Genomic DNA, 20,526 nt, shown 5'->3' on the forward strand with positions numbered 1-20,526 from the left:
TGATTCTCGAACCGACAGGAGAGGTCATGACCATCACCCAGCCGATCGTCACTCCGGGGGCGACGCGCTCGCCCGCCGGGCCGCGGCGCGCACGGTTCGGTTTCGCGCTCGCGATCGCGGCGCAGATCGCGATGATGATCGGCGCGAGCGCTCCGTCGCCCTTCTACCCGGTGCTCGCGCAGGACATCGGGTTCGACGCGATCGTGATCAGTGCGGTGTTCGCCGTGTACGCGATCGCCCTGCTGCTCGCCCTGCTCACTGCGGGGTCCCTCTCCGATCATGTCGGGCGTCGCCCGGTCGCGATCGCCGGGTTCCTGCTGCTCGCCGCGAGTATGGCACTGTTCTGGCATGCCGACTCCGTCACGGCGCTCGTCCTCGCCCGTGTGCTGCAGGGCGTCGCGAGCGGCATTCTGATCTCCGCACTGTCGGCCGCCGTGCTCGACCTCGCGCCGGGCGGACGGACGGCCACCGCCGCACTGTGGAACGCGCTCAGCCCCGGCATCGGCCTCGCGCTGGGGGCGCTCGTCTCTGGAGTCGCCCTGGACCTCACCGGTCAGCCGCTGCTCGACGTGTTCGCCCCGCTCACCGTCGTGTACGTCGTGCTGGCGGCGCTGTTCCTGCTGGCGCCGGAGACCGCGCCGCGGCGACCGGGGGCATGGGCGTCTCTGAGCTTCCGGCTCTCGATCCCCGCCGGCATCCGCGCGGACTTCTGGCGTGCGGCGCCCGCGGTGATCGCCGGCTGGGCGACCGGCGGACTGTTCCTGTCGCTCGGCGCGACGATCGTGCGCACTGAGCTGGGCGGGGAGGCGCACACCTGGCAGGGGCTCTCGGTGGCGATGCTCGCCGGAGTCGGAGCGCTCACCGCGTTCGCGATGCGGCGGCGTCGCCCCCGTACGACGGTGATCTTCGGCACGGCCGCTCTCGCGTCCGGCACGGCGCTGTCTCTCCTGGCGCTCGGGGCGGGGTCACTGCCCTTCTATCTCGTGGCCACGGCGATCACGGGCATGGGCTTCGGCACCGCGTTCTCGGGCGTCGTCGCTTCGCTGGCTCCGCGCATCCCGGCGACGGAGCGAGCGGACACGTTCGCCGTGATCTTCCTGCTCGCCTATCTCGCGTTCGGCGTGCCGGCGGTCGTCGCCGGCGCCCTGGTCGGCGTGGTCGGGCTCGGTCCGGTGTGCGTCGGCTACGGGCTCGTCGTGATCACCCTGGCGGTGGTCGCGCTCGTGCTGCGGGTGCGGCGCGGGGAGTAGTGGGATGCCGGCGCGGCCAGTGTGACGGATGCCCTGGGGGGCTCGGGTGCCGGTCGCGTGACGGTCACCCGTGCAAGCCTGCGGGCGGTTTGTTCGCGTAAGTAGAGCTCACGTGCGTTCGTGTGCGTGAGCACAGCTCACGGACCGTCATTCGCGTGAACTCGCGTGACGCTCATTCGCGTGAACTCGTGTGACGCTCATTCGCGCGAGCTCGCGTGAGTTCTTTCTCGCGTAACGGCACCCCAGTGACGTCACTCGCGACCTCTCGTGACACCTCACGCGAACGCACGCGAAGGCAGCCCGCGCCGCCTCACGCCGCGATGTCGAACCGCGCGCGCCCGCCCAGTCTCGGCGTGCGGGACGCGTCGACGTATGCGGGCGGAATGAACCACACCCGCGCCGAGACCCCCGCACCGTCGATGCGGATCTCCCACCCGTTGTCGTGGATGCGGTGATGACAGCTCTCGCAGAGCAGCACACCGTTCGACAGGTCTGTCGGACCTCGGTCCCTCCGCCACCAGCGGATGTGATGAGCCTTCGTCATTCCCGGCGGGAGGCCGCACATCGCGCATCCGCCATCGCGTTCGACGAGGGCGAGGCGCTGCGCCCGCGTGAAGAGCCGCTTCTCCCGCCCCCAGTCGAGGATCTCGCTGTCGCCGCCGAGAACACAGGGGATGACTCCGCCACCAGCGGCCATCCTGCGGGCCGCTCCGACGCTGATCGACTGATCGATGCCGTCGATCGTCGCCGAACCGGTCCCGGACTCGAGGTCGTCGAGGGTCATCCGCACGATGACGGTCGCACCGGCCAGCGGGAGCCGTCGGTTCTCACACCCGAGGACGTGCGCGCACACGGCCGACAGCGCGTCAGCCTGAAGCATAGGGATCGTCCGCCGGTCAACATCGGGCGCATCGACGTCGGGCGCATCCTTGCGCGCCGCGAACGCCGCGGTGACGTACCCGCGGATGGCGGTGACGAGCGGCGCAGCGGTCTCGGCATCCAGTTGCGCGGAGAGATGCAGCATTCCGTCGCGCTCGAACATGGTGAGCGACCGGCGTGAGCGCTGCTCGTCCGACCGCGGCTCGACACCGTCGGGATCGAGCCACGCTTCGGCGCGCACGACGAGTGTGCGAACCTCGTCGAGCGCGAGCCCTGCGGCTGCCGCGGTCAGCACGCGCTCACCCTCCGCCACTCGCTCCGCACCGGCCGCGACGCGGCAGCGTTCAAGCAGGCCGATGATCAGCGACGCCGCCTGCGCGCCGATCTCCCCCGCGGCGAGCGCGGCACGGACGAGCGGATAGCGCGCGGGGAGACGAGCCCCCAGCAGGTCGGTGCGGGGCGCCGTCGCCTCACCCACCGAGACCAGCCTTGACGCGTCGCCGGTCGAGACGCCGACCGTCGCGGCGATCAGCTTCGCCGGCGACCGGAAGCCCTGTTGCTTCGCCAGCCCCTCGGCCCCCAGTTCAGGGCGCGACTCCCGCGAGATGGAGGCCGCCACGTCGACGTGCACGGCATCCAGTCGCCTGCGCACCACGCCGAGGGCCTCGTTCACGGCGAGAAGCTGCTCTCGACTCAGGCCGGTCGAGTCGCCGGCATCCGCCCACGCCTCATCGAGGCGGGACATCGCCTCCTGCAGACCGACCAGCTTCGACATGCCTCCATTTTAGGAGAGATGAGGGCGAGTTTCGTAGTTATGTTCTAATGGATTCCAGAACACCGGCATGCGTCGGTGTCGCTCTCGTCTCGTCACCCCCGGGGCAGCGTCAGCACCTCCGCGCCCGACTCGGTGACCGCGATCGTGTGCTCGGTGTGCGCCGTGCGGCATCCCGTGGCGCTGCGGAGCGTCCAGCCGTCGTCGTCCGTCACGAGCCGGTCAGTGTCGGCCATGACCCACGGTTCGAGGGCGAGAAGCAGGCCGGGACGCAGGATGTAGCCGCGCCCCGGGCGGCCGTCGTTGGCGACGTGCGGATCCTGGTGCATCGTCGAGCCGATCCCGTGGCCGCCGAACTCGAGGTTGACCGAGTAGCCCGCACCGCGCAGCACGGCGCCGATGGCGCGCGAGAGGTCGCCGATGCGCGCGCCGGGGCGTGCCGCGGCGATGCCTGCCGCCAATGCGCGCTCGGTCGCCTCGATCATCGCGAGATCGTCGGGAGACGCCGCCCGCCCGACGACGAAGCTGATGGCCGCGTCGGCCGCGATCCCCCGCAGCGACACGGCGAGGTCGAGCGTGAGCAGGTCGCCGTCTGCGAGCGCATAGTCGTGCGGCATGCCGTGCAGCACGGCGTCATTGACCGCCGTGCAGATGTAGTGGCCGAAGGGTCCGCGCCCGAAGGACGGGGCATAGTCGACGTAGCAGGACTCGGCGCCGGCATCCTCGATCATCTCCTTCGCCCAGCGGTCGATGTCGAGCAGATTCACCCCGACCACCGCGCGCTCCTTCAGGGAGTGCAGGATGCCGCCCACGAGCGCTCCCGTCTCCCGCGCCCGCTCCCGCTCGTCGGAATTCAGTATCTCGATCATGATGCGCCTGCTTTCCAATAACTATCCCGGTAATACTATCCCGGTATTAGAATCGTCACCATGATGGTCCGCCTGCCGTTGACTCCCGCCGAGATCGAGCGAGGAGAGCGGCTGGGCGCGCTGCTGCGGCGGGCGCGGGGAGAACGTTCCATGCTGGGCGTCGCTCTCGACGCCGGCGTCTCGCCGGAGACACTGCGCAAGATCGAGTCCGGACGCGTGGCGACCCCCGCGTTCGCGACGATCGGCGCGATCGCTCACGTGCTCGGCCTCTCGCTCGACGAGGTCTGGGCGGAGGTCGGCCCTCAGCCCGTCGACGCGACACGCACCCGGCTCGCGTCCTAGCGTCGTCCTACCGCCCGCGGCAGTTCCCCGAGACGGTCCGCCTCCTGCAGGGTCACCGCCCCGCGAGCATCTCCCCGAGCCGCCGGGCCTCGGCCTCCGGCATCCCGTATCCGTGCTCCGGCGCCGGGTACACGCCCTCGCGCACCTCGTCGGCGTAGGCTTCGACGCCCGCGACGGCGGCGGTGCGGAGGTCGGCGTAGCGCTTGACGAACTTGGCGGCGCTGCCCGGATAGAGGCCGAGGAGGTCGTGGAAGACGAGGACCTGCCCGTCGGCATCCGCTCCAGCGCCGATGCCGATCACGGGGATGTCGAGCAGCGGCATGAGTGCCGCGGTGACCTCCGACGGCACGGCTTCGACGACGAGCAGCGAGACACCGGCCGCCTGCAGGGCGAGGGCGTCGTCGATCACGGCGAGGGCGGCCTCGGCGGTGCGGCCCTGAGCACGGTAGCCGCCGAGGGCGGTCGCGGTCTGCGGGGTGAGCCCGACGTGGCCGACGACGGGGATGCCGGCGTTCACGAGCGCGCGGGCGCGGTCGACGGTCGTGCCGCCGCGCTCGATCTTGACGAGGTCGACGCCCGCCTCCTTGACGAAGCGCCGGGCCGTCTCGATCGCCTCGGCGTCGGAGGCCTCGTACGAGCCGAACGGCAGGTCGCCGACGAGGAGCGGGCGGTCGAGTCCACGGCGGACCGCCTTCGTGAGCATGAGCATCTCGTCGACCGTGACGGGCACGGTGCTGTCGTAGCCGAGCACTGTCATCGCGGCGGAGTCGCCGACGAGAACGAGGTCGACCCCGGCATCCTCGACGATCTGCGCGCTCGGGAAGTCGTAGGCCGTGACCATGACGAGGCGCTCACCCGCGGTCTTCTTGGCGGCGAGGTCGCCGAGGGTGAGGCGCTTCGTGGGGGCGGCGTGGGCGCTCACGCTGTCACCAGCTCTCCGACGGCGTCGTCGACCCTGATGATCGTGTTGCTCCGGTCGACGTGCACGACGGTCGGCTCGTAGTCGTCGAGGTCTTCTCGGGAGTAGTCGGCGTAGGAGATGACGATGATCGTGTCGCCCGTGTGCACAAGGCGCGCGGCGGCGCCGTTGACCTGGACGACGCCGGTTCCACGCTCTCCTTCGAGGGCGTAGGTCACGAAGCGCGCGCCGTTGTCGACGTCGACGACGTGCACCTGCTCGTGCGGGCGGATGTCGGAGGCCTCGAGCACGATGGGGTCGATCGTGATGGAGCCCACGTAGTGGAGGTCGCTGCCGGTGACGGTGGCGCGGTGGATCTTCGACTTCAGCATGGTGCGGAGCATCAGCGGGTGCCGTTCTGTTCTGAGGTGCGGCGGGGTTCTGAGGAGTGGGCGGGTTCGGGGGTGCGGCGGGGTTCTGGGATGCGGCTGGGTACTGGGATGTGGTCGTGCTCGGGGATGACGTTGTGTTCTGAGGGGTAGGCGGGTTCTGGAGTGCCGCTGGGGCCCGGGATGCAGTCGCGTTCTGTGATGCGGTCGTGCTCCGAGATGCGGTCGTGTTCCGAGGGGTGACCGGTGAGGAGGTGGTTGTCGATCAGGCGAGCCGCGCCGACGTGCGCGGCGACGGCGAGGAGGGAGTCCCGTGACGTGTCGGCGACGGGTTCGAGCGTCTCGGCGTCCCGGAGCTCGAGGTACTCGGTGCGGATGCCGGCGGCGTCGAGGACGTCGCGGGCGGCCGCGAAGATGCGATCGGCATCCCGTTCGCCGCCGTCGTGCAGCGCCTGGGCGGCGTCGAGGGCGCGGTTGAGCGCTGTGGCCTGCTGCCGGGCGGCGGGGTCGAGGTAGACGTTGCGCGAGCTCATGGCGAGTCCGTCGGCCTCGCGGACGATGGGGCATGCCTCGATGCGGACGTCGAGGTCGAGGTCGCGCACCACGCGCCGCACGACCAGGACCTGCTGAGCATCCTTCTGCCCGAAGTAGGCGACGTCGGGGCGGACGATACCGAACAGCTTGGTGACGACGGTGGCGACGCCGTCGAAATGATGCGCGCCACGGCTCGCGCCGTCGAGGACGTCGGTGATGCCGGCGACGTGGATGCTGGTGGCGAAGCCGTGCGGATAGACCTCGTCGGGCGCGGGGGCGAAGAGGATGTCGACGCCCTCCGCTTCTGCCTGCGTGGCGTCGCGGGCTTCGTCGCGCGGGTAGGTGCTGAGGTCTTCGTTCGGGGCGAACTGGGTCGGGTTGACGAAGAGGGAGACGACGACGAGGCCGTTCTCTTCGCGCGCGCGGCGCATGAGGGAGAGGTGACCCTCATGGAACGCGCCCATCGTGGGGACGAGGCCGACTGTTCTTTGTTTGGCCTTGGCTTCGCCGACCGCCTCGCGGACCTCGGGGATCGTGCGGAGGATCTTCATGCGCGGCCCTTCTCGGGGGTATGTGGGTCGGGCTCGGGGGTTTGCGGATCGGTCTCGGGGGTGCGCGGGTCGGCCTCAGAGGTGTGAGACACGGTCTCGGGGGCGTGAGACACGGCCTCAGTGTTGTGCGGGTCGACCTCGGGGTTACGCGAGTCGGCGATGCGCCTCGTGGCGGTGGCGAGCGCATCGAAGAGGTCCCGGTGCGCGCCCGTTGCGGCCCTCTGCGTCGCGACGGTGGCCTCGTCGCCGCGGACGATGGGTCCGGTGAGGGCATCCGCCGCGCCCTGATGCTGCCAGTTGTCGACCGACTGCCGGACGAGCGGGGCGAGGACCTCGCGCGGGTTCTCGACGCCCGCGGCGATGGTGAGCTGCTCGGCCGCATCGAGCACGGTGAGTACGAAGTTCGACGCGAAGGATGCCGCCGTGTGATACGCCGCCCGATCGGTCACAGTGAACGGGGTCATGCCGAGGGCGCGAGCGAGGTCTCTCGCGAGGCTCTTGTCCTCCTCGGTGCGTCCGTCGATCGCGGCACCGATGCCGTGGAACACGTCGGGGGTCTCGCCGCCGGTGAAGGTCTGGAGCGGGTGGATGCTGAAGTCCACCGCGTCGAGGCCGGTGGCGCCGGAGAGGTGGGCAGTTCTCGTGTTCTTCGTGCTGTTCGCAGCATCGGCAATCGCCGCGTCGGGAACGGCGAGGATCGCGATGTCGGTCTCGGGGATCTCGTCGGCTCTCCGGAACGGGCCGCGAACGTCGAAACCGGAGGCGCGGAGCGCTCGGGCGAGAAGACCGCCGAGACGTCCGGCGCCGACGATGGCGAAGGACGTCTCAGGAGTGAGCGAGGAGGTGGGATTCATGTCGGATGCCGGGTCACGATGGGGCGATCCGGATGGGACGAGTATCCGCCGCGGGAGGGGTGCGGGCCAAATCTGGGAGCAAGATGCTGCACGGGGAATCCCGGACCTCTACTTTTCGCTCCTAGTTACGTGGTTGTGCTTGTACTTTCGATCTCTTCTCTCACGTCATCCTGACCTAAGACCTCGCTAGTGCGGATTCTCTGGGGCAGTCGTTTGACTCGCGGGCGCTACTGCACCGCTTCTGGCGGGAGGACCCGATCACTTGGCACGCGAGACTGGGGCGAATTGGTCAAAAGGAAAGCACAGGAGCGTCCTCAAGCCGAGCCTCGGGAGTCACCGGCCTGCTTCGCTTGGCCGGGATCTCCGCGTCATCAGCCGCGAAGTACTTCTGCGCCTCCGACGCGTTCATGATGAGCAACCGCGCAATCCCCCCGGCGTTCGTCCTCGAAATAGCCGAACCTGTGGGATTGACTCCCAGCGATCGCAACACCGACGTCGCGACAGCCTTCGCGAGAAGGGGAGGGACCGAGTTCCCGATTTGCCGGTGTCCATGCCAGTTCGTTGCATGGAAACGGAACCAGTCAGGGAACGAATGAAGGCGAGCGGCTTCCCTAACCGTGATCACACGCGGCTCTGTGGGATGCAGCGGGCGGGCGGCACTGAACGCGCCACGTTCACTGCCGGTACCTGCGCGCAGCGTCCGCGAAGGATGCCGTTCCTTGAGACGCCATAGACGCGAAACACTATCCGTGTCGCCCTGCCGCAGCGCTTCAAATCGCTTGATCGATGAAGGGCGGTGCTCAGTGACGAGGTAACCACTCAGCACACCGCCGATCGCCGCTTGGCTTCGTGGATTCACATCACGCAGAATCGAGAGATACGGGTTGTCTAGCCCGGTCGCATATGCCGCCCCTTGGTCAGCGCTCATCTCGAGCAACTCGCCGTCCGCCTTGCTCCTGCCAACAAGACTGGGGAGGCCTTCCAGCGCATGGGCAACAGTGACCGTACCGAGAGTGGACTTTGTGATGGGTGCGAGTTCATACCCCTCGGCTACCCCGACGAGGAAGACTCGCTTACGTCGCTGCGGCACATCGTACTCGGAGGCGTCAAGCGGTTCGGAGTAGTCGCTGAGAGTGTACCCGGCCGCGCGGAAGCGGCGAACTGCGTCATCCAGCAGCGGAGCAAACTGGGGAGCGAGAATACCCGGAACGTTCTCCATGACGAACGCTCGTGGAGCAACCCCCTCCACGAGACGGACGAACTCTCCTACAAGCTCGTTACGGTCGTCATTCGCATCCTGCTTCCCCATAGTTGAGAACCCCTGACAAGACGGTCCACCAATGATGACATCGATGACTCCGTCCCAGTCGTCCGCTGGGTGGTGACGTCTCCAGCCCTCACCCGCTGCCGAAAGAAGGTCCGTAGGCAAGACTCGCCTCACGTCGCGGCAGAGGACTGGCGCCTCGGGGAAGTTGTAGGCGTGCGTCGCCGCGTGCACGGGATCGTACTCAACCGCTGCCACCACGTCGAAGCCGGCCATCTCGAACCCCAGGCTAAGGCCCCCTGCCCCGGCGAAGAGGTCGACGACGATCGGGCGGTGCTGACTGTCAGTTCTGGGGTCCACAGTGTAACGATCGCACAGGTTCTCGTATAGTCACAACTAGACTCGCACGAGGCTCAACGAGGCGCACCTGCAGGGGGGAATCAGAATGGCCGATACAACTGAATTGATCGATGGAAGCCCAACCAAGCGGTTCTTTATCGAGATCCTGACCCGCGATATCTCAATCACCGCGGCAATTCTCGATCTTGTAGACAACTCAATCGACAGCGCGAGGATGATGTGCCCTGACGGCGCCCTTGGTGGCCTGCGTGTCTCCATCACAGCAAATTCATCGGAGTTCTCGATTGAAGATAACTGTGCTGGTATTGGAGCAGCCAACGCCCGCGACTACGTGTTCCGGATCGGACGCCCCGACGATATCGCTCCGTCCCCGGAGTCGATCGGCCAGTTCGGCGTCGGGATGAAGCGAGCACTGTTCAAGATCGGTGCTTCCTTCGCGGTCGAATCAACGTCAAGCGCAGACAGCTTCACGGTCGACGTGGACACACAGGCGTGGATGCGCGATGAATCGTCCTGGACACTGCCGATGACAGTTCATGAACCATCGCTTGGCAGCACCGGGACGACAATCATCGTCGACAGGCTCTACCCCCAAGTTGCAGAAGCGTTCTCGTCAGAGAGCTTTCTTAGCCAACTAGCCGAAGAGCTCCGGTCCCGGCACCGCCTGGCTATGGGCAACGGTCTCACCATCACGCTGAACGAGAACGAACTAAAGTCGGCCGACTCCATGGTCGCCATGAGTGACCTCCTCCGCCCCGCAGTGAGCTCGTTCACAATTCCGACTCCCAACGCGGGTGACCTCTCGGTTCGAATAGTCGTTGGAGTCGCGCCGACGGGCCTCCACGGTATCGACGAGGACGCAGAACCAGAAGAACAGTCCAGCCCCGCCGCTGACGCGGGCTGGCTCGTCTTCGGCAACGGCAGGTTGCTTCTTGCCAACGACAAGTCCCGCCTTACCGGGTGGGGGTCAGGCCGCGCAAAGATCCCTCAGTACCACAATCAGTACGCCAGGTTTCGTGGCTTCGTGTACATGACTGCTCACAATGCAGGCGCGATTCCATGGAATACGATGAAAACGACGGTGGACCCGGATAGTCCCGTCTGGAGTCAAGTACTAACGCACATGATCACCACGGCTCGCGGTGTGATCGATCTGCTAAACCAAGCGAAAGCAGAACGTCGCCTGGCAACGGATGACATGGCGACCCCCACGCTGGATGCAATTCGATCCGCGTCGCCGGTTGACGCCGGCACGTATATCGACGTCCAATTTTCGATGTCCATGGAGGACTTGCGAGAAGGAATATCAGTGAGCGCAATCTTTCCCGCAGCTGATCCCGAACTTGCGGAGGCCTGGAAGAAGATCCAGTACACCGTCCTCATGCAGACATTCGATGAACTGGCTAGCGCACTTGGCCTATCCAATGCAGCTGAGATCGGCCGCTTGTCTTTCGATGCCTTCCACGCCGCGAACACAGAATCCTGATCATGGCCGCGCAGACGAGACACCAACCGCGTCGCGGAGGACCCCAGGGAAACCCCGAGCGAAATACAAGTCCACGTCAAGCCGCACTCGACGTGCTTGAGGAGCACTGGGCGGATAGCAACGGTCGCGTCGACTTCCCAGTTGATCCCGTCACCATCGCGAAGAGCATGGGAGCCAATGTTCTCCGCGCCACCTTGGACGACGACGTGTCTGGACTACTTGTAAAGGAGCCTAGCGACGAAGCTGCAACCATCTACCTAAACTCCGATGACCACGAGCGCCGCCAACGCTTTACTTGCGCCCACGAGCTTGGTCACCTTAGCCGACGGGGCAGCATCCCAGGTGAGCGATTGGGATATGTAGACAGCCGAGACCTTGAGTCGCGCACGGGAAAGAACCCTGAAGAAGTATGGGCGAACCAGTTTGCTGCGGAGCTACTTATGCCGGCCGCCGCTGTTCGCGCCTTGTGGGCACAAGGGGAAAGCCCCTCCAAACTCGCGCGAGTTTTCGGCGTGTCGCCAGCGGCTCTCGAGGTTCGCCTTAGCAACTTAGGACTCTCGTGACGTCGGCGAAAGCGTCGATCGATGTCATTACGCTTCGCGACTCCCCAGAAGAGGGCGCCGAGACCAAGCTCTCCGCAGACGTAGACAAAGACGCCTTCGAGCAGGCCGCGGAGGTACAGGATGCCAAGCCGATCGCTGCGCTGAAGTCAAGAAGAAGGCGCAAGCCGCGCGCAAGCGTTATTCTCCAACCGGCCGAAAGGGAGGCGCGCGAAGCTACTCTTAAGCTGCGTGCACGCGAGCAGGATGTAGGGCTGAAGCGTCTACTGGCTTGGGTGGCAATCGCTGCCGTGATCCTGCAACTTGCCGTAGCAGACGCATTTCTGGCGTATTACATGCTCTGGGCGGACGAGCCACCGTCAGATACGGTCCTTATAGCGTGGCTGTCGGCATCGGTGGTTGAAGTTATTGGCATTGTGGCAATCGTTGCTCGCAATCTGTTTCCCAACCGCACCAAAAGATTCAGAAAAGCGCCCAAGCGAAAAAAGTAAACTTCGTTGCAGAAATTTGACCTCCGCGATAAAATAGGGAGCAACACGCCTGTTGGCCGCTCACACTTTCAAGCCCCTCCCACGGTTTAGTCCGTAGCTCAAGGAGCTATGCAACACCGTCGACTGCAAACCCCCTCGACCCGCAAGCAAAACTTCGCTCAAGAAGCAAGGCTGCATCTTATTCCCCCGCGAACAGCGCACAAGTCCTGCTACCCTCCCCACCATGCCCTCCGAGCACACCATCGCCGCCCTCCGCGCCTTCGTCGAGGCTCGCGACTGGGATCAGTTCCACAGCCCTGAGAACCTGGCGAAGAGCATCGCTATCGAAGCATCCGAGCTCCTCGAGTGCTACCAGTGGACCTCGACCCCCGATCAGACGCGGGTGGAGGAAGAGCTCGCCGACGTCGTCACCTACTGCATCCATCTGGCGAACAAGCTCGGCGTCGACCTCGACGAGATCGTGATGCGCAAGCTCGACTCCACAGCGAAGAAGTATCCGGTGGAACTCGCCAAGGGGCGGATGACGAAGTACACGGAACTCCACGCTGAGGACGGCGTGTGACCGAGTTCACGATTCACCAGCTGCGCTTCCTGCGCAAGGCGGTCGACACCTGGGGAGCTCGCGCCGACGAGCATTCCGACTGGCCGGTCGTGTACGTCCTCAACGGTCTGGGGACCGCGAAGAAGGTCTACGTCGGCGAGACGACACGAGCTCAGAAGCGCATGCGCCAGCACCTCGCCGGACCCAAGAAGGACGAAGGGCTGCGGACGATCCGCGTCGTCGTCGATGAGAGGTTCAACAAGTCCGTCTGCCTCGATCTGGAGTCCCACCTGATCGAGTGGTTCTCGGCGGAGACCACCGCCAGGGTGCTGAACAGGAACAACGGCCTCACCGGCGCGCAGTACTACGACCGGGAGGTCTACCGAGAGTCGTTCCGCGATGTGTTCGAGGCACTCCGCGCGGAGGGGATGTTCACGCGGAGCATCCCGCAGATCGTCAACTCCGATCTGTTCAAGCTGTCGCCGTTCAAGGCTCTCAACGAGGAGCAGGCGATCGCTGTCAGTGACATCGTGGACGGGATTCTCGAAGGCCTGAGAAATCCAGGGATCAAGACGACCTCGGTGGTGCAGGGCGACCCTGGCACAGGCAAGACGATCGTCGCCATCTTCCTCATGAAGCTGCTCGCCGACATCGGCGACTACGTCGATGGTGAAGACATAGAGCCCGACTCGATGTTCTCGGAGTTCTTCGTACCAGAGAACCGCGAGCTCCTGAAGGACCTGCGGATGGCTCTGGTCATTCCTCAGCAATCGCTGCGCAAGTCGGTGCAGAAGGTGTTCCGAAAGACCCTCAAGCTCACGCCGACGATGGTGATGTCGCCGTTCCAACTCGCGGAGTCCGATACCGACTTCGACCTTGTCGTCGTGGACGAGGCGCATCGACTCAGCCAGCGCTCCAACCAGGCATCCGGCGTGCAGAACAAGAAGTACCGCGAGATCAACTCCGCGCTCTTCGGTCACGACGGTACGCAGTTCACGCAGCTCGACTGGATCACGGCTCGATCTGCACACCAGCTGCTGCTTCTCGATGGCCAGCAGACCGTTCGACCCCACGACCTGCCGCCGTCGACTCTGAGCGACGTCATCACCGGCGCGAAGAACGAGCACCGGCACTTCCGGCTGACCACGCAGATGCGAGTGAATGCCGATGCCGACTACGTGGAGTTCATACGGGCGACCCTCCGCGGAGAGGACGTCACCCGTCCGGACCTCGGCGACTACGACCTCCGCTTCTTCGCCGACCTCGGCGAGATGCGGGACGCGATCCGGGCGAAGGACGCCGAGGTCGGGCTGTCGCGGCTCCTCGCCGGCTACGCGTGGGACTGGGTCTCCAAGAAGGACCGCACGGCGTACGACATCGACCTCGACGGCCAACGACTGCGGTGGAACAGCACCGACAAGGACTGGATCAACTCCCCGCGTGCGCTGGACGAGGTGGGCTCGATCCACACGGTGCAGGGATACGACCTCAACTACGCCGGTGTGATCATCGGACCCGATCTGCGCGTCGACCCGACATCCGGCGCGATCGTCGCGGACCGCGAGTCGTACCGCGACAAGAAGGGCAAGGAGAACACCGGCCACCTGAAGGATGCGTTCTCCGACGACGACCTGCTCGTGTTCATCCGGAACATCTACGGAGTGCTCCTGACCCGCGGGATGCACGGCACCTACGTCTACGTGTGCGACCCGGGGCTGCGCGCGCGGCTTCGGGCACTGCTGGAGTCTCACGCGTGAGCTATCGCCCCCGCGTCTGGCTGTTCGACATGGACGGCACCCTCGCCCGTATCGGCGACAGGTCGCCGTACAACATGCGCGGCGTCGCGGAGGACACCCCGAATGCTCCAGTCGTGATGACCGCGCAGGCGCTCGCAGCGCACCCCGACGTGGACGCTATCGTCGTCGTCTCGGGGCGCGACGAGACCGCGCGGCGCGCCACCGAAGCCTGGCTGACGTTCAACGAGGTCCCGTTCGAACGCCTGCTGCTGCGCAAGACCGGCGACCAGCGCCCCGATCACATCGTCAAGGCGGAGATCCTCGATACCCAGATCTCCCCGCGCTATGACGTCATCGGCGTGGTCGACGACCGCCGTAGCGTCGTGAAGATGTGGCGATCTCGAGGACTCGTCTGCTTCCAGGTCGCCGAAGGGAACTTCTGAAGCGGGACGAGTCAGGCTCGATCGCTTCCTGCAGCATCCCGCTCCCTCTGGAGGTGGTGGCGGATGCTCAGGCGCCGATGCCTCGCAGCAGCACATCGACCGTGGCATCCACGTCGATCGGCCTGCCCAGCAGAGCGGCGTACGTGCCGAGCGCGACGACATGGTCGGCGATGACGTCGGCAGAAGCATCCGCTCTGACCTCTCCCGCTGACACAGCCAACGTCAGTCGTGCCGCCACCCACTCGCGGATCGGCGCAGCGAGGCGCTCGTTCAGCGCGGCGCCGAGTCCCGGGTCGGTCGCCGTGACGGCGATCAGCGCGCGGGCCAGCGCGCCGGTCTCCCCGCCGTCATCGGCGGAGAACCATGCCTTCAGGTCGGCGGCGAAATCTTCCGTGAAGGGCATCGTCGGAACGGGTAGCTCCCCCTCCAGCAGCGCCTCCCCGAGGATCGCGGCCTTCGACGGCCACCACCGGTAGATCGTCTGCTTCGAGACCCCGGCGACCTCGGCGAGGCCCTCGATCGTCACGGCCTCGTAGCCCGAAGAGGACAGGGCGGCGCGCATCGCCTCCAGCACGGCCTGCCGGGCGGATTCACTTCGAGGTCTAGGCACGATCACAGGCTACTCAGGCGTACACTGATCCATAACGAGACGCACCGTTGCGAAACAAGAAGGAGCACCAGCATGGCCCTCACCGCGCACTCCACCATCGGCGACTGGCTGAACGACGAGGTCGGCGGACCGCTCATCCGCGGACTCTTCGAGAAGACCGGCGCCGACCCCGAGCTCCTCACCCCCGTGCTCGGGCTCCCGCTGCAGCAGCTCGTCGCGATGAGCCAGGGCGCACTCCCGCAGTCAGTCGTCGACGACCTCGTCCGCGCGGCCAACGGCGGCGAGATCCCCGAAGACACCGGCGCCGAAGGGTGGTCCGAGACGCCCACTACCGGACGCTTCGCCGGCAAGACCGTGATCGTCACGGGCGCGGCATCCGGAATCGGCAGGGCCACGGCATCCCGCATCGCCCGCGAAGGCGGACGAGTGATCGCCGCCGACATCTCCGCCGAGAAGCTCGACGCGCTGAAGGCCGAGTTCCCGGGCGTCGTCACCGTCGCTGGTGACCTCACCCAGCAGAGCGCGATCGACGCCGTCATCGCCGCCGCGGGCGACCGCATCGACGGCCTCGCGAACGTCGCCGGCATCAACGACGACTTCTCCCCCGCTGGCGAGACGACGGATGCCGTCTGGGACCGCGTCATCGCGATCAACCTCACCGCCCCGTTCAAGCTCATGCGCGCGGTGCTCCCGATCATGGAGGCGGCCGGCAGCGGGTCGATCCTCAACGTGTCGAGCGAGGCCGGCCTGCGCGGCAACGCCTCCGGCAACGCCTACACGGCCAGCAAGCACGGCATCATCGGCGTGACGAAGTCCGCGGCGTTCATGTACGGGCCGAAGGGCATCCGCGTGAACTCCGTCGCCCCGGGCGGCGTGGCCACCGGAATCCCGATGCCCCCGAACATGTCGGAGTACGGTTCGGGTCGCCTCGCACCGTTCCAGCAGGCGATCCCCACTGTCGCGACGGCCGAGCACCTGGCGGCGTCGATCACGTTCCTGCTCAGCGACGACGCCGTGAACATCAACGGCGCCGTGCTCGCGAGCGACGGGGGCTGGTCGGTGCAGTAGGCCCCAGTGGCAGCTATGCCTTGACGGCAGACTCCAGACCCCGCTCAGGTGTCCAGCACCATGCCTGCTTGGTCGGGTCCTCGAAGGAGATGCACGTCACGGCGTACTTCTGCGCTTTGAGCAGCGGCTCGTAGGTGACGTCTGCGCGCACCGCCTGGGGCTCTCCCCACGCATGGTCGGATCCGTATGCGTTGCTGACCAGTACGTAAGAACCGGGCGGCAGCGAGGTGAAGGTGATGAAACCCTTCTCGCCTTTCGCGATCGAGTTCCCCCGCGTCTCGATTCGAATGTCGCGGAAGACGGTCGCCCCCTCACCCGCGTTCGTCACGAAGACTCCGTACGCGTCGCCGGCGCCTTCGTTCCATTTCACCCACCACGCTTGCAACTGACGAGCCACATCGGCATGCTGCCGCGAACGCTCTCGCTCCCGCGTCTCGTCGGCGAAGACCTTGGCCTCGCTACGCGTGCGCTCCGCCGTGGCGTTCGCCGCCAAAGCTGTGCGCAAAGCGAAGATGCTCACGAACGCTGCCGCCACAGAGGCCACTCCCGAAAGGAGTTCTGCCCAACTGCCTATTTCCAAACCTGCGAATTCCCCCACGCATTTGAGACTAGGCAGCGAGTCTCTCCGTCGCAGCCCCGAGTTCTGCCGGTTGTTCCCCTGGAACCACCCACTCACCCTGCACCGATCGACCTCCTCAGGGCTTCTCCACAGATTCCGACAACCGCCTCCTCGACGCACGCCTGTTGCCTGACGGACGAGTTACCGTGCCTGCATGCGGCTTCCATTCCCGCCAAGGCAACAGACCTACTATTTCTACTACTTCGCCCGTAGACTCCCAGAGTGGCAACCGTGACGAGAACCGAGCTCAACCAGCAGACCGCGAAGGTCCTGGCGCGTGTCGCCGCGGGAGAGACGCTGACGATCACCGATCGCGGGCGACCGATCGCACAGCTGTCCCCTCCGCAGGCCAGCGTCTGGGACGACCTGATCGCCGCGGGACACGTACGACTCCCGTCCCGATCCGGAGCGTTGGACATACAGAGGGTGAAGCTCGATCAGACGAGTGCGGAGATCATCGACGATCTGCGGGCGGATCGGCTGTGATCTATCTCGACACCTCCGCCGCGGCGAAACTGCTGATCGACGAAGCCGAGAGCGAGGCCGTCGCCGAACTCTTCGAGCGCGGAGCCGAGTTCGTGTCCTCGCGCCTCCTGGCCGTCGAGCTGGCCGCGATCGTCGACCGGCGGCTGATCGCCGGCCACGACGTGCAGCAGGTCATCGACCGCGTCGCTCTCGTGTCGCTCGACGACGACATCGCCGACGCAGCCATCGCCCTGCGGAGCGGACTGCGCACACTCGACGCTCTCCACCTCGCGACAGCGCTGCGACTCGGCACCGCTGTCGACGGCATCCTCACCTTCGATCTCGAGCTGCGTGCACGCGCCGAACATCACGGACTCGCACCGGTGCTCTGAGGCTCCACGGGCAGATCCGGTCGCCGCAACAAGCCCCTACCGCACCCCCTCACTCAGGCGTACCCTCACCTCAGAGGTGCACTGATGCCCGTTCCCGACAGCATCTTCTCCGGGTCCATCCCCGAGAACTACGACCGCTACATGGTGCCGCTGATCTTCGAGCCCTATGCGGCCGATGTCGCGCGCCGGGCGGCGGCGCTGGAGCCGCGGCGGGTGCTGGAGACCGCGGCCGGAACGGGCGTCGTCCCCCGGTTCCTGCTGCCGCTGCTGCCCGCAGGGTCGGCGTATGTCGCGACCGATCTCAGCGCGCCGATGCTGGACTACGCGGCATCCGTCCTGCCCGATCCGCGGCTGCGCTGGCAGACCGCCGACGCGCAGGACCTGCCCTTCGACGACGGCGCCTTCGACCTGGTGCTGTGCCAGTTCGGGGCGATGTTCTTCCCCGACCGCATCCGCGCCTACCGCGAGGCGCGGCGGGTGCTCGAACCCGGAGGGAGCTTCGTGTTCGCCGTCTGGGACGCGATCGAGAGGAACGACTTCGCCGACGAGGTGGGGCAGGCGCTCGCGGCGATGTTCCCCGCCGATCCTCCGCGCTTCATGGCCCGCACCCCGCACGGCTATCACGACGTCGCCCTGATCGAGCGGGAGGTGCGGGATGCCGGCTTCACCACCGTCACGATCGACACCGTGACCGCGCAGAGCGTCGCGCCGTCGGCCCTCGTCGCGGCGACCGCGTACTGCCAGGGCACACCCCTGCGCGGCGAGATCGAGGCTCGGGACCCGTCGGCCCTCGCCGAGGCGACGGTGCGGGCAGCCGCTGCGATCGCCGCCCGGTTCGGCGACGGAGAGGTGCGGGGGCGGATCCAGGCGCACGTCGTCACGGCCTCGGGCTGACGCGCGACAAGCGACAGACGAACGGGCGACAGTCGAACGGGCGAACGGGCGAACGGGCGAACGGGCGAACGTTTCGTCTCGCTGCGCTCGCTCAACGACCGGAGGCTGTGCCCTCCCCTAGACTTCCCTCAACCATGGGAGTCCCGGCAGGGGCTGAGAGGGCGCTGACGCCGCGCCGACCGTCATACCTGATGCGGGTCATGCCGCCGTAGGAAGTCGAGCCATATGTCGCGCCTCATCGCCGAGCCCACCGTCTCCCCCTCTCGAGCACGCAACGCCGTCCGCGGCGGACTGCTCGGCAACTTCGTCGACCAGGTCGATATCTTCCTGCCGGTCATCGCCCTCGCCCCCGCGGCTGCGATCGTGCTGGGTCCCGATGCGGCCGCCGCCCAGACGGGCCTGATCTTCGTCGCCACCCTGCTCGGGCGCCCGCTCGGCGCCGCGATCTTCGGGAGCCTCGCCGACCGCCACGGACGAACGAGAACCACCACGGCGGCGATCGCCGGCATCGCGATCACGACGCTGCTGATCGCCCTGATCCCCACCCACGACGTCGGCGGCGCGGCGACCCTGTGGGCCTTCGTGGCCCTGCGCTTCGTCGGCGGTGTGTTCCTCGGCGGCGAGTACTCCGCGGCGATCCCCCTCGCCATGGAGTGGACCGCCCCGCGCCGACGCGGTCTGCTCAGCGGCGGCATCATGGCCATGTCACCGCTCGCGAACGCGTTCATCGCCGGGCTCACGCTGATCCTCGTCCAGGTGCTCGGACCCGACGCCTACGCCGGCTGGGGGTGGCGGATGCCGTTCATCGCCGGCGCCCTGCTCGCCGCGGCGATGCTCTGGTACTACGTCGCCGGCGTCGACGACGCCCCGATCCCGACGAACGGCGCCCGCCGCACACGTCCGCTCGCCGCCATCCTCATCGGTCCGTTCCGCCGCCAGCTGTGGCAGGTGTTCGTGCTGATGACCGGGCTCTGGCTGTTCACCCAGATGGCGATCCCCGTGCTCACCGGGATGCTGCGCGAGGCGCCGCAGGTCGGACCGACGACCGTCCCGTTGATCATGCTGATCGCGACCCTCGTCTCGGCAGCCGCGATGCTCTCCGCCGGCGCGCTCTCGCAGCGGATCGGACGGAGACGCTTCTTCGTGGTCTTCGGGGCGGGGGCGCTCGTCGCCGCACCCCTCGCGTTCGCCTGGGCGCTGACCTCGCAGGGCGCCGCCGCCGTGCTCGCGGTGACCGTCGTGCAGATCGTCACGGTCTCCTCCTACGGTCCGGTGGGCGCGTACCTCGCCGAGCGCTTCCCCTCCGCCGTGCGGTCGAGCGGCTACGGGGTCGGGTACTCGCTGTCCCTCGTCGTGCCGGCGCTCTTCCCGTTCTGGCTGCCCTGGTTGCAGAGCGCACTCGGCCCGGTCGCGGCGGTCATGGCCGTGCTCGCCGCGGCATCCTCCCTCCTCGTGATCGGTGCGGTCCTCGGCCCCGAGCCGGATCGGACCGCAGCTCTGGAGTGAACCAGGGGCGCGCTTCGTCTCGCTGCGCTCGCTCAACGACCGGAGGCGGGGCGGTCCCGGTCGTTGAGCGAGGAGCGCAGCGACGAGACGAAGCGCCCGCCACGCCGCTGCGGGCTCAACGACCGGGTACCCCGGGTCAGTCCTTCGGGACGTTCTCGTCGGAGCTGTAGTTGCCGTCGCCCGACAGCGAGAGCGCACTGAACCGGATGGGACGCGTGACGCTCTTGAAGTCGAGAGGGCAGTGGCGCAGCCCGGCCGGGATGTACAGCGCACCCGACGTCGTGACCGAGTACGTCTCGCCGTCGAGGTCGATCAGCAGCTCGCCGCCGAGGTCGTGCGGGTTCTCCGGGTCGGACCCCGTCCAGATGAGCACCTCGTCGTAGTCGTGCTCGTGCTCGTTGACCCAGTGGCTGGGCTCGTCGGTGGGGTTGATCCACGAGTAGGTCATGTGGACCTTCGCTCCGGGGACGTCCGCTGCGCGCATCAGGGCGAACGCGTCGCCGATGTGGGCGGGGCGGGGCTCTCCGGTGCCGATGGCGCCCTCGTTCACGAGGTCGTCGGTGGTGTCCTGCATGTGCCGGACGAACAGGTGCTCGTACTTCGCTGTCACGACTGCTTCCTTTCAGATCGGGCGGCCTCGCATCGCCGAGATCAGGGGATGCGGATGCCGCCGCCTTCGACGCTAGGTACCCGTCCGACGCCCCGACCAGGGACTTCCGTCGCCTGTCCTGGTACGTCCGCGGGGTACCTTCC

23 protein-coding genes and 1 riboswitch are annotated in these 20,526 nt (G+C 66.9%); of the genes, 13 read left to right on the forward strand and 10 right to left on the reverse strand.

All coding sequences use genetic code 11. The annotated features are described in order from the left end of the window. Positions 1-26: 26 nt before the first annotated feature. The gene (locus LC438_RS17405; RefSeq protein ID WP_223587334.1) at positions 27-1,250 is read left to right on the forward strand and encodes an MFS transporter; all 1,224 of its coding nucleotides are present in this window, start codon (positions 27-29) and stop codon (positions 1,248-1,250) included. A gap of 310 nt (positions 1,251-1,560) precedes the next feature. On the opposite strand, the gene LC438_RS17410 is transcribed toward LC438_RS17405, so the two are convergent. Continuing rightward, complete coding sequence (locus LC438_RS17410) at positions 1,561-2,904, reverse strand: HNH endonuclease signature motif containing protein (protein WP_223587335.1); 1,344 nt, start codon at positions 2,902-2,904, stop codon at positions 1,561-1,563. 92 nt (positions 2,905-2,996) lie between these two features. Continuing rightward, positions 2,997-3,770 (reverse strand): type I methionyl aminopeptidase, encoded by a 774-nt coding sequence (gene map / locus LC438_RS17415; protein ID WP_223587336.1) that lies wholly within the window; start codon positions 3,768-3,770, stop codon positions 2,997-2,999. A gap of 63 nt (positions 3,771-3,833) precedes the next feature. Here map and LC438_RS17420 point away from each other — a divergent pair, with 63 nt between their 5' ends. Beyond that, positions 3,834-4,112 (forward strand): helix-turn-helix domain-containing protein, encoded by a 279-nt coding sequence (locus LC438_RS17420; protein WP_223587489.1) that lies wholly within the window; start codon positions 3,834-3,836, stop codon positions 4,110-4,112. 52 nt (positions 4,113-4,164) lie between these two features. On the opposite strand, the gene panB is transcribed toward LC438_RS17420, so the two are convergent. The 5 genes from panB to LC438_RS17445 form a co-directional block, all read right to left on the reverse strand. After that, positions 4,165-5,034 carry a 3-methyl-2-oxobutanoate hydroxymethyltransferase gene (gene panB / locus LC438_RS17425; protein WP_223587337.1) on the reverse strand — a complete coding sequence of 290 codons (870 nt, stop codon included), beginning with the start codon at positions 5,032-5,034 and terminating at the stop codon, positions 4,165-4,167. Further along, positions 5,031-5,402 carry an aspartate 1-decarboxylase gene (panD, locus tag LC438_RS17430; RefSeq protein WP_308116188.1) on the reverse strand — a complete coding sequence of 124 codons (372 nt, stop codon included), beginning with the start codon at positions 5,400-5,402 and terminating at the stop codon, positions 5,031-5,033. Before panD ends, panB begins: the two co-directional genes overlap by 4 nt. A gap of 11 nt (positions 5,403-5,413) precedes the next feature. Next, positions 5,414-6,484, reverse strand: a complete 1,071-nt coding sequence (panC, locus tag LC438_RS17435) for a pantoate--beta-alanine ligase (RefSeq protein ID WP_308116189.1) — start codon at positions 6,482-6,484, stop codon at positions 5,414-5,416. Further along, positions 6,481-7,338, reverse strand: a complete 858-nt coding sequence (locus tag LC438_RS17440) for a Rossmann-like and DUF2520 domain-containing protein (protein WP_223587339.1) — start codon at positions 7,336-7,338, stop codon at positions 6,481-6,483. The genes panC and LC438_RS17440 overlap by 4 nt, the downstream gene beginning before the upstream one ends. 289 nt (positions 7,339-7,627) lie before the next feature. Next, on the reverse strand, positions 7,628-8,962 hold the full coding sequence (locus LC438_RS17445) for a DNA cytosine methyltransferase (RefSeq protein WP_223587340.1): 1,335 nt from the start codon (positions 8,960-8,962) through the stop codon (positions 7,628-7,630). Between the two features lie 85 nt (positions 8,963-9,047). Between LC438_RS17445 and LC438_RS17450 the strand changes: the two genes are divergently transcribed. The 6 genes from LC438_RS17450 (at position 9,048) to LC438_RS17475 (ending at position 14,219) form a co-directional block, all read left to right on the forward strand. Next, positions 9,048-10,448, forward strand: a complete 1,401-nt coding sequence (locus tag LC438_RS17450) for an ATP-binding protein (protein ID WP_223587341.1) — start codon at positions 9,048-9,050, stop codon at positions 10,446-10,448. Positions 10,449-10,615: 167 nt separating this feature from the next. After that, positions 10,616-11,011: an ImmA/IrrE family metallo-endopeptidase gene (locus tag LC438_RS18930; RefSeq protein ID WP_223587490.1), complete on the forward strand. Its 396-nt coding sequence runs from the start codon at positions 10,616-10,618 to the stop codon at positions 11,009-11,011. Beyond that, positions 11,008-11,499, forward strand: a complete 492-nt coding sequence (locus tag LC438_RS17460; protein ID WP_223587342.1) for a hypothetical protein — start codon at positions 11,008-11,010, stop codon at positions 11,497-11,499. The genes LC438_RS18930 and LC438_RS17460 overlap by 4 nt, the downstream gene beginning before the upstream one ends. 223 nt (positions 11,500-11,722) lie before the next feature. Then, positions 11,723-12,061, forward strand: coding sequence for a nucleotide pyrophosphohydrolase (locus LC438_RS17465; protein ID WP_223587343.1), 339 nt, complete (start codon positions 11,723-11,725; stop codon positions 12,059-12,061). Next, on the forward strand, positions 12,058-13,797 hold the full coding sequence (locus tag LC438_RS17470; protein WP_223587344.1) for a DUF2075 domain-containing protein: 1,740 nt from the start codon (positions 12,058-12,060) through the stop codon (positions 13,795-13,797). Before LC438_RS17465 ends, LC438_RS17470 begins: the two co-directional genes overlap by 4 nt. Continuing rightward, a complete protein-coding gene (locus LC438_RS17475; RefSeq protein ID WP_223587345.1) occupies positions 13,794-14,219 on the forward strand; it encodes a polynucleotide kinase in 426 nt (141 codons plus the stop codon). The genes LC438_RS17470 and LC438_RS17475 overlap by 4 nt, the downstream gene beginning before the upstream one ends. Positions 14,220-14,286: 67 nt before the next feature. On the opposite strand, the gene LC438_RS17480 is transcribed toward LC438_RS17475, so the two are convergent. Continuing rightward, positions 14,287-14,829, reverse strand: a complete 543-nt coding sequence (locus tag LC438_RS17480) for a TetR/AcrR family transcriptional regulator (RefSeq protein WP_223587346.1) — start codon at positions 14,827-14,829, stop codon at positions 14,287-14,289. Positions 14,830-14,901: 72 nt separating this feature from the next. Here LC438_RS17480 and LC438_RS17485 point away from each other — a divergent pair, with 72 nt between their 5' ends. After that, positions 14,902-15,897 carry an SDR family NAD(P)-dependent oxidoreductase gene (locus LC438_RS17485; RefSeq protein ID WP_223587347.1) on the forward strand — a complete coding sequence of 332 codons (996 nt, stop codon included), beginning with the start codon at positions 14,902-14,904 and terminating at the stop codon, positions 15,895-15,897. A 13-nt stretch (positions 15,898-15,910) separates the two neighbouring features. Here LC438_RS17485 and LC438_RS17490 read toward each other — a convergent pair whose 3' ends face one another. Then, entirely contained in the window at positions 15,911-16,417 is a 507-nt protein-coding gene (locus LC438_RS17490) for a hypothetical protein (RefSeq protein WP_223587348.1), read from the reverse strand. Between the two features lie 330 nt (positions 16,418-16,747). Between LC438_RS17490 and LC438_RS18825 the strand changes: the two genes are divergently transcribed. The 4 genes from LC438_RS18825 (at position 16,748) to LC438_RS17510 (ending at position 19,773) form a co-directional block, all read left to right on the forward strand. Then, positions 16,748-17,002: a type II toxin-antitoxin system Phd/YefM family antitoxin gene (locus LC438_RS18825; RefSeq protein WP_219844649.1), complete on the forward strand. Its 255-nt coding sequence runs from the start codon at positions 16,748-16,750 to the stop codon at positions 17,000-17,002. Next, positions 16,999-17,373 carry a type II toxin-antitoxin system VapC family toxin gene (locus LC438_RS17500; protein WP_223587349.1) on the forward strand — a complete coding sequence of 125 codons (375 nt, stop codon included), beginning with the start codon at positions 16,999-17,001 and terminating at the stop codon, positions 17,371-17,373. Before LC438_RS18825 ends, LC438_RS17500 begins: the two co-directional genes overlap by 4 nt. An 84-nt stretch (positions 17,374-17,457) precedes the next feature. Then, positions 17,458-18,267: a class I SAM-dependent methyltransferase gene (locus LC438_RS17505; RefSeq protein WP_105677211.1), complete on the forward strand. Its 810-nt coding sequence runs from the start codon at positions 17,458-17,460 to the stop codon at positions 18,265-18,267. A gap of 124 nt (positions 18,268-18,391) precedes the next feature. Continuing rightward, a riboswitch (TPP riboswitch) is annotated at positions 18,392-18,498 on the forward strand. Then, positions 18,493-19,773 (forward strand): MFS transporter, encoded by a 1,281-nt coding sequence (locus LC438_RS17510; RefSeq protein WP_223587350.1) that lies wholly within the window; start codon positions 18,493-18,495, stop codon positions 19,771-19,773. (Overlaps the previous riboswitch by 6 nt.) A 136-nt stretch (positions 19,774-19,909) precedes the next feature. On the opposite strand, the gene LC438_RS17515 is transcribed toward LC438_RS17510, so the two are convergent. Next, on the reverse strand, positions 19,910-20,383 hold the full coding sequence (locus tag LC438_RS17515; RefSeq protein WP_223587351.1) for a hypothetical protein: 474 nt from the start codon (positions 20,381-20,383) through the stop codon (positions 19,910-19,912). Positions 20,384-20,526 lie beyond the last annotated feature (143 nt).

Source organism: Microbacterium sp. OVT16B, assembly GCF_019969705.1.
GTDB classification, from domain to species: domain Bacteria; phylum Actinomycetota; class Actinomycetes; order Actinomycetales; family Microbacteriaceae; genus Microbacterium; species Microbacterium natoriense.

Coding starts and splice junctions, on each gene's coding strand:
- LC438_RS17510 (WP_223587350.1), top strand. CDS start 18,493: ATGTCGCGCCTCATCGCCGAGCCCACCGTCTCCCCCTCTCGAGCACGC.
- LC438_RS17420 (WP_223587489.1), top strand. CDS start 3,834: ATGGTCCGCCTGCCGTTGACTCCCGCCGAGATCGAGCGAGGAGAGCGG.
- panD (WP_308116188.1), bottom strand. CDS start 5,402: ATGCTGAAGTCGAAGATCCACCGCGCCACCGTCACCGGCAGCGACCTC.
- LC438_RS17440 (WP_223587339.1), bottom strand. CDS start 7,338: ATGAATCCCACCTCCTCGCTCACTCCTGAGACGTCCTTCGCCATCGTC.
- LC438_RS17505 (WP_105677211.1), top strand. CDS start 17,458: ATGCCCGTTCCCGACAGCATCTTCTCCGGGTCCATCCCCGAGAACTAC.
- panC (WP_308116189.1), bottom strand. CDS start 6,484: ATGAAGATCCTCCGCACGATCCCCGAGGTCCGCGAGGCGGTCGGCGAA.
- LC438_RS17485 (WP_223587347.1), top strand. CDS start 14,902: ATGGCCCTCACCGCGCACTCCACCATCGGCGACTGGCTGAACGACGAG.
- LC438_RS17405 (WP_223587334.1), top strand. CDS start 27: ATGACCATCACCCAGCCGATCGTCACTCCGGGGGCGACGCGCTCGCCC.
- LC438_RS18930 (WP_223587490.1), top strand. CDS start 10,616: ATGGGAGCCAATGTTCTCCGCGCCACCTTGGACGACGACGTGTCTGGA.
- LC438_RS17465 (WP_223587343.1), top strand. CDS start 11,723: ATGCCCTCCGAGCACACCATCGCCGCCCTCCGCGCCTTCGTCGAGGCT.
- map (WP_223587336.1), bottom strand. CDS start 3,770: ATGATCGAGATACTGAATTCCGACGAGCGGGAGCGGGCGCGGGAGACG.
- LC438_RS17410 (WP_223587335.1), bottom strand. CDS start 2,904: ATGTCGAAGCTGGTCGGTCTGCAGGAGGCGATGTCCCGCCTCGATGAG.
- LC438_RS17450 (WP_223587341.1), top strand. CDS start 9,048: ATGGCCGATACAACTGAATTGATCGATGGAAGCCCAACCAAGCGGTTC.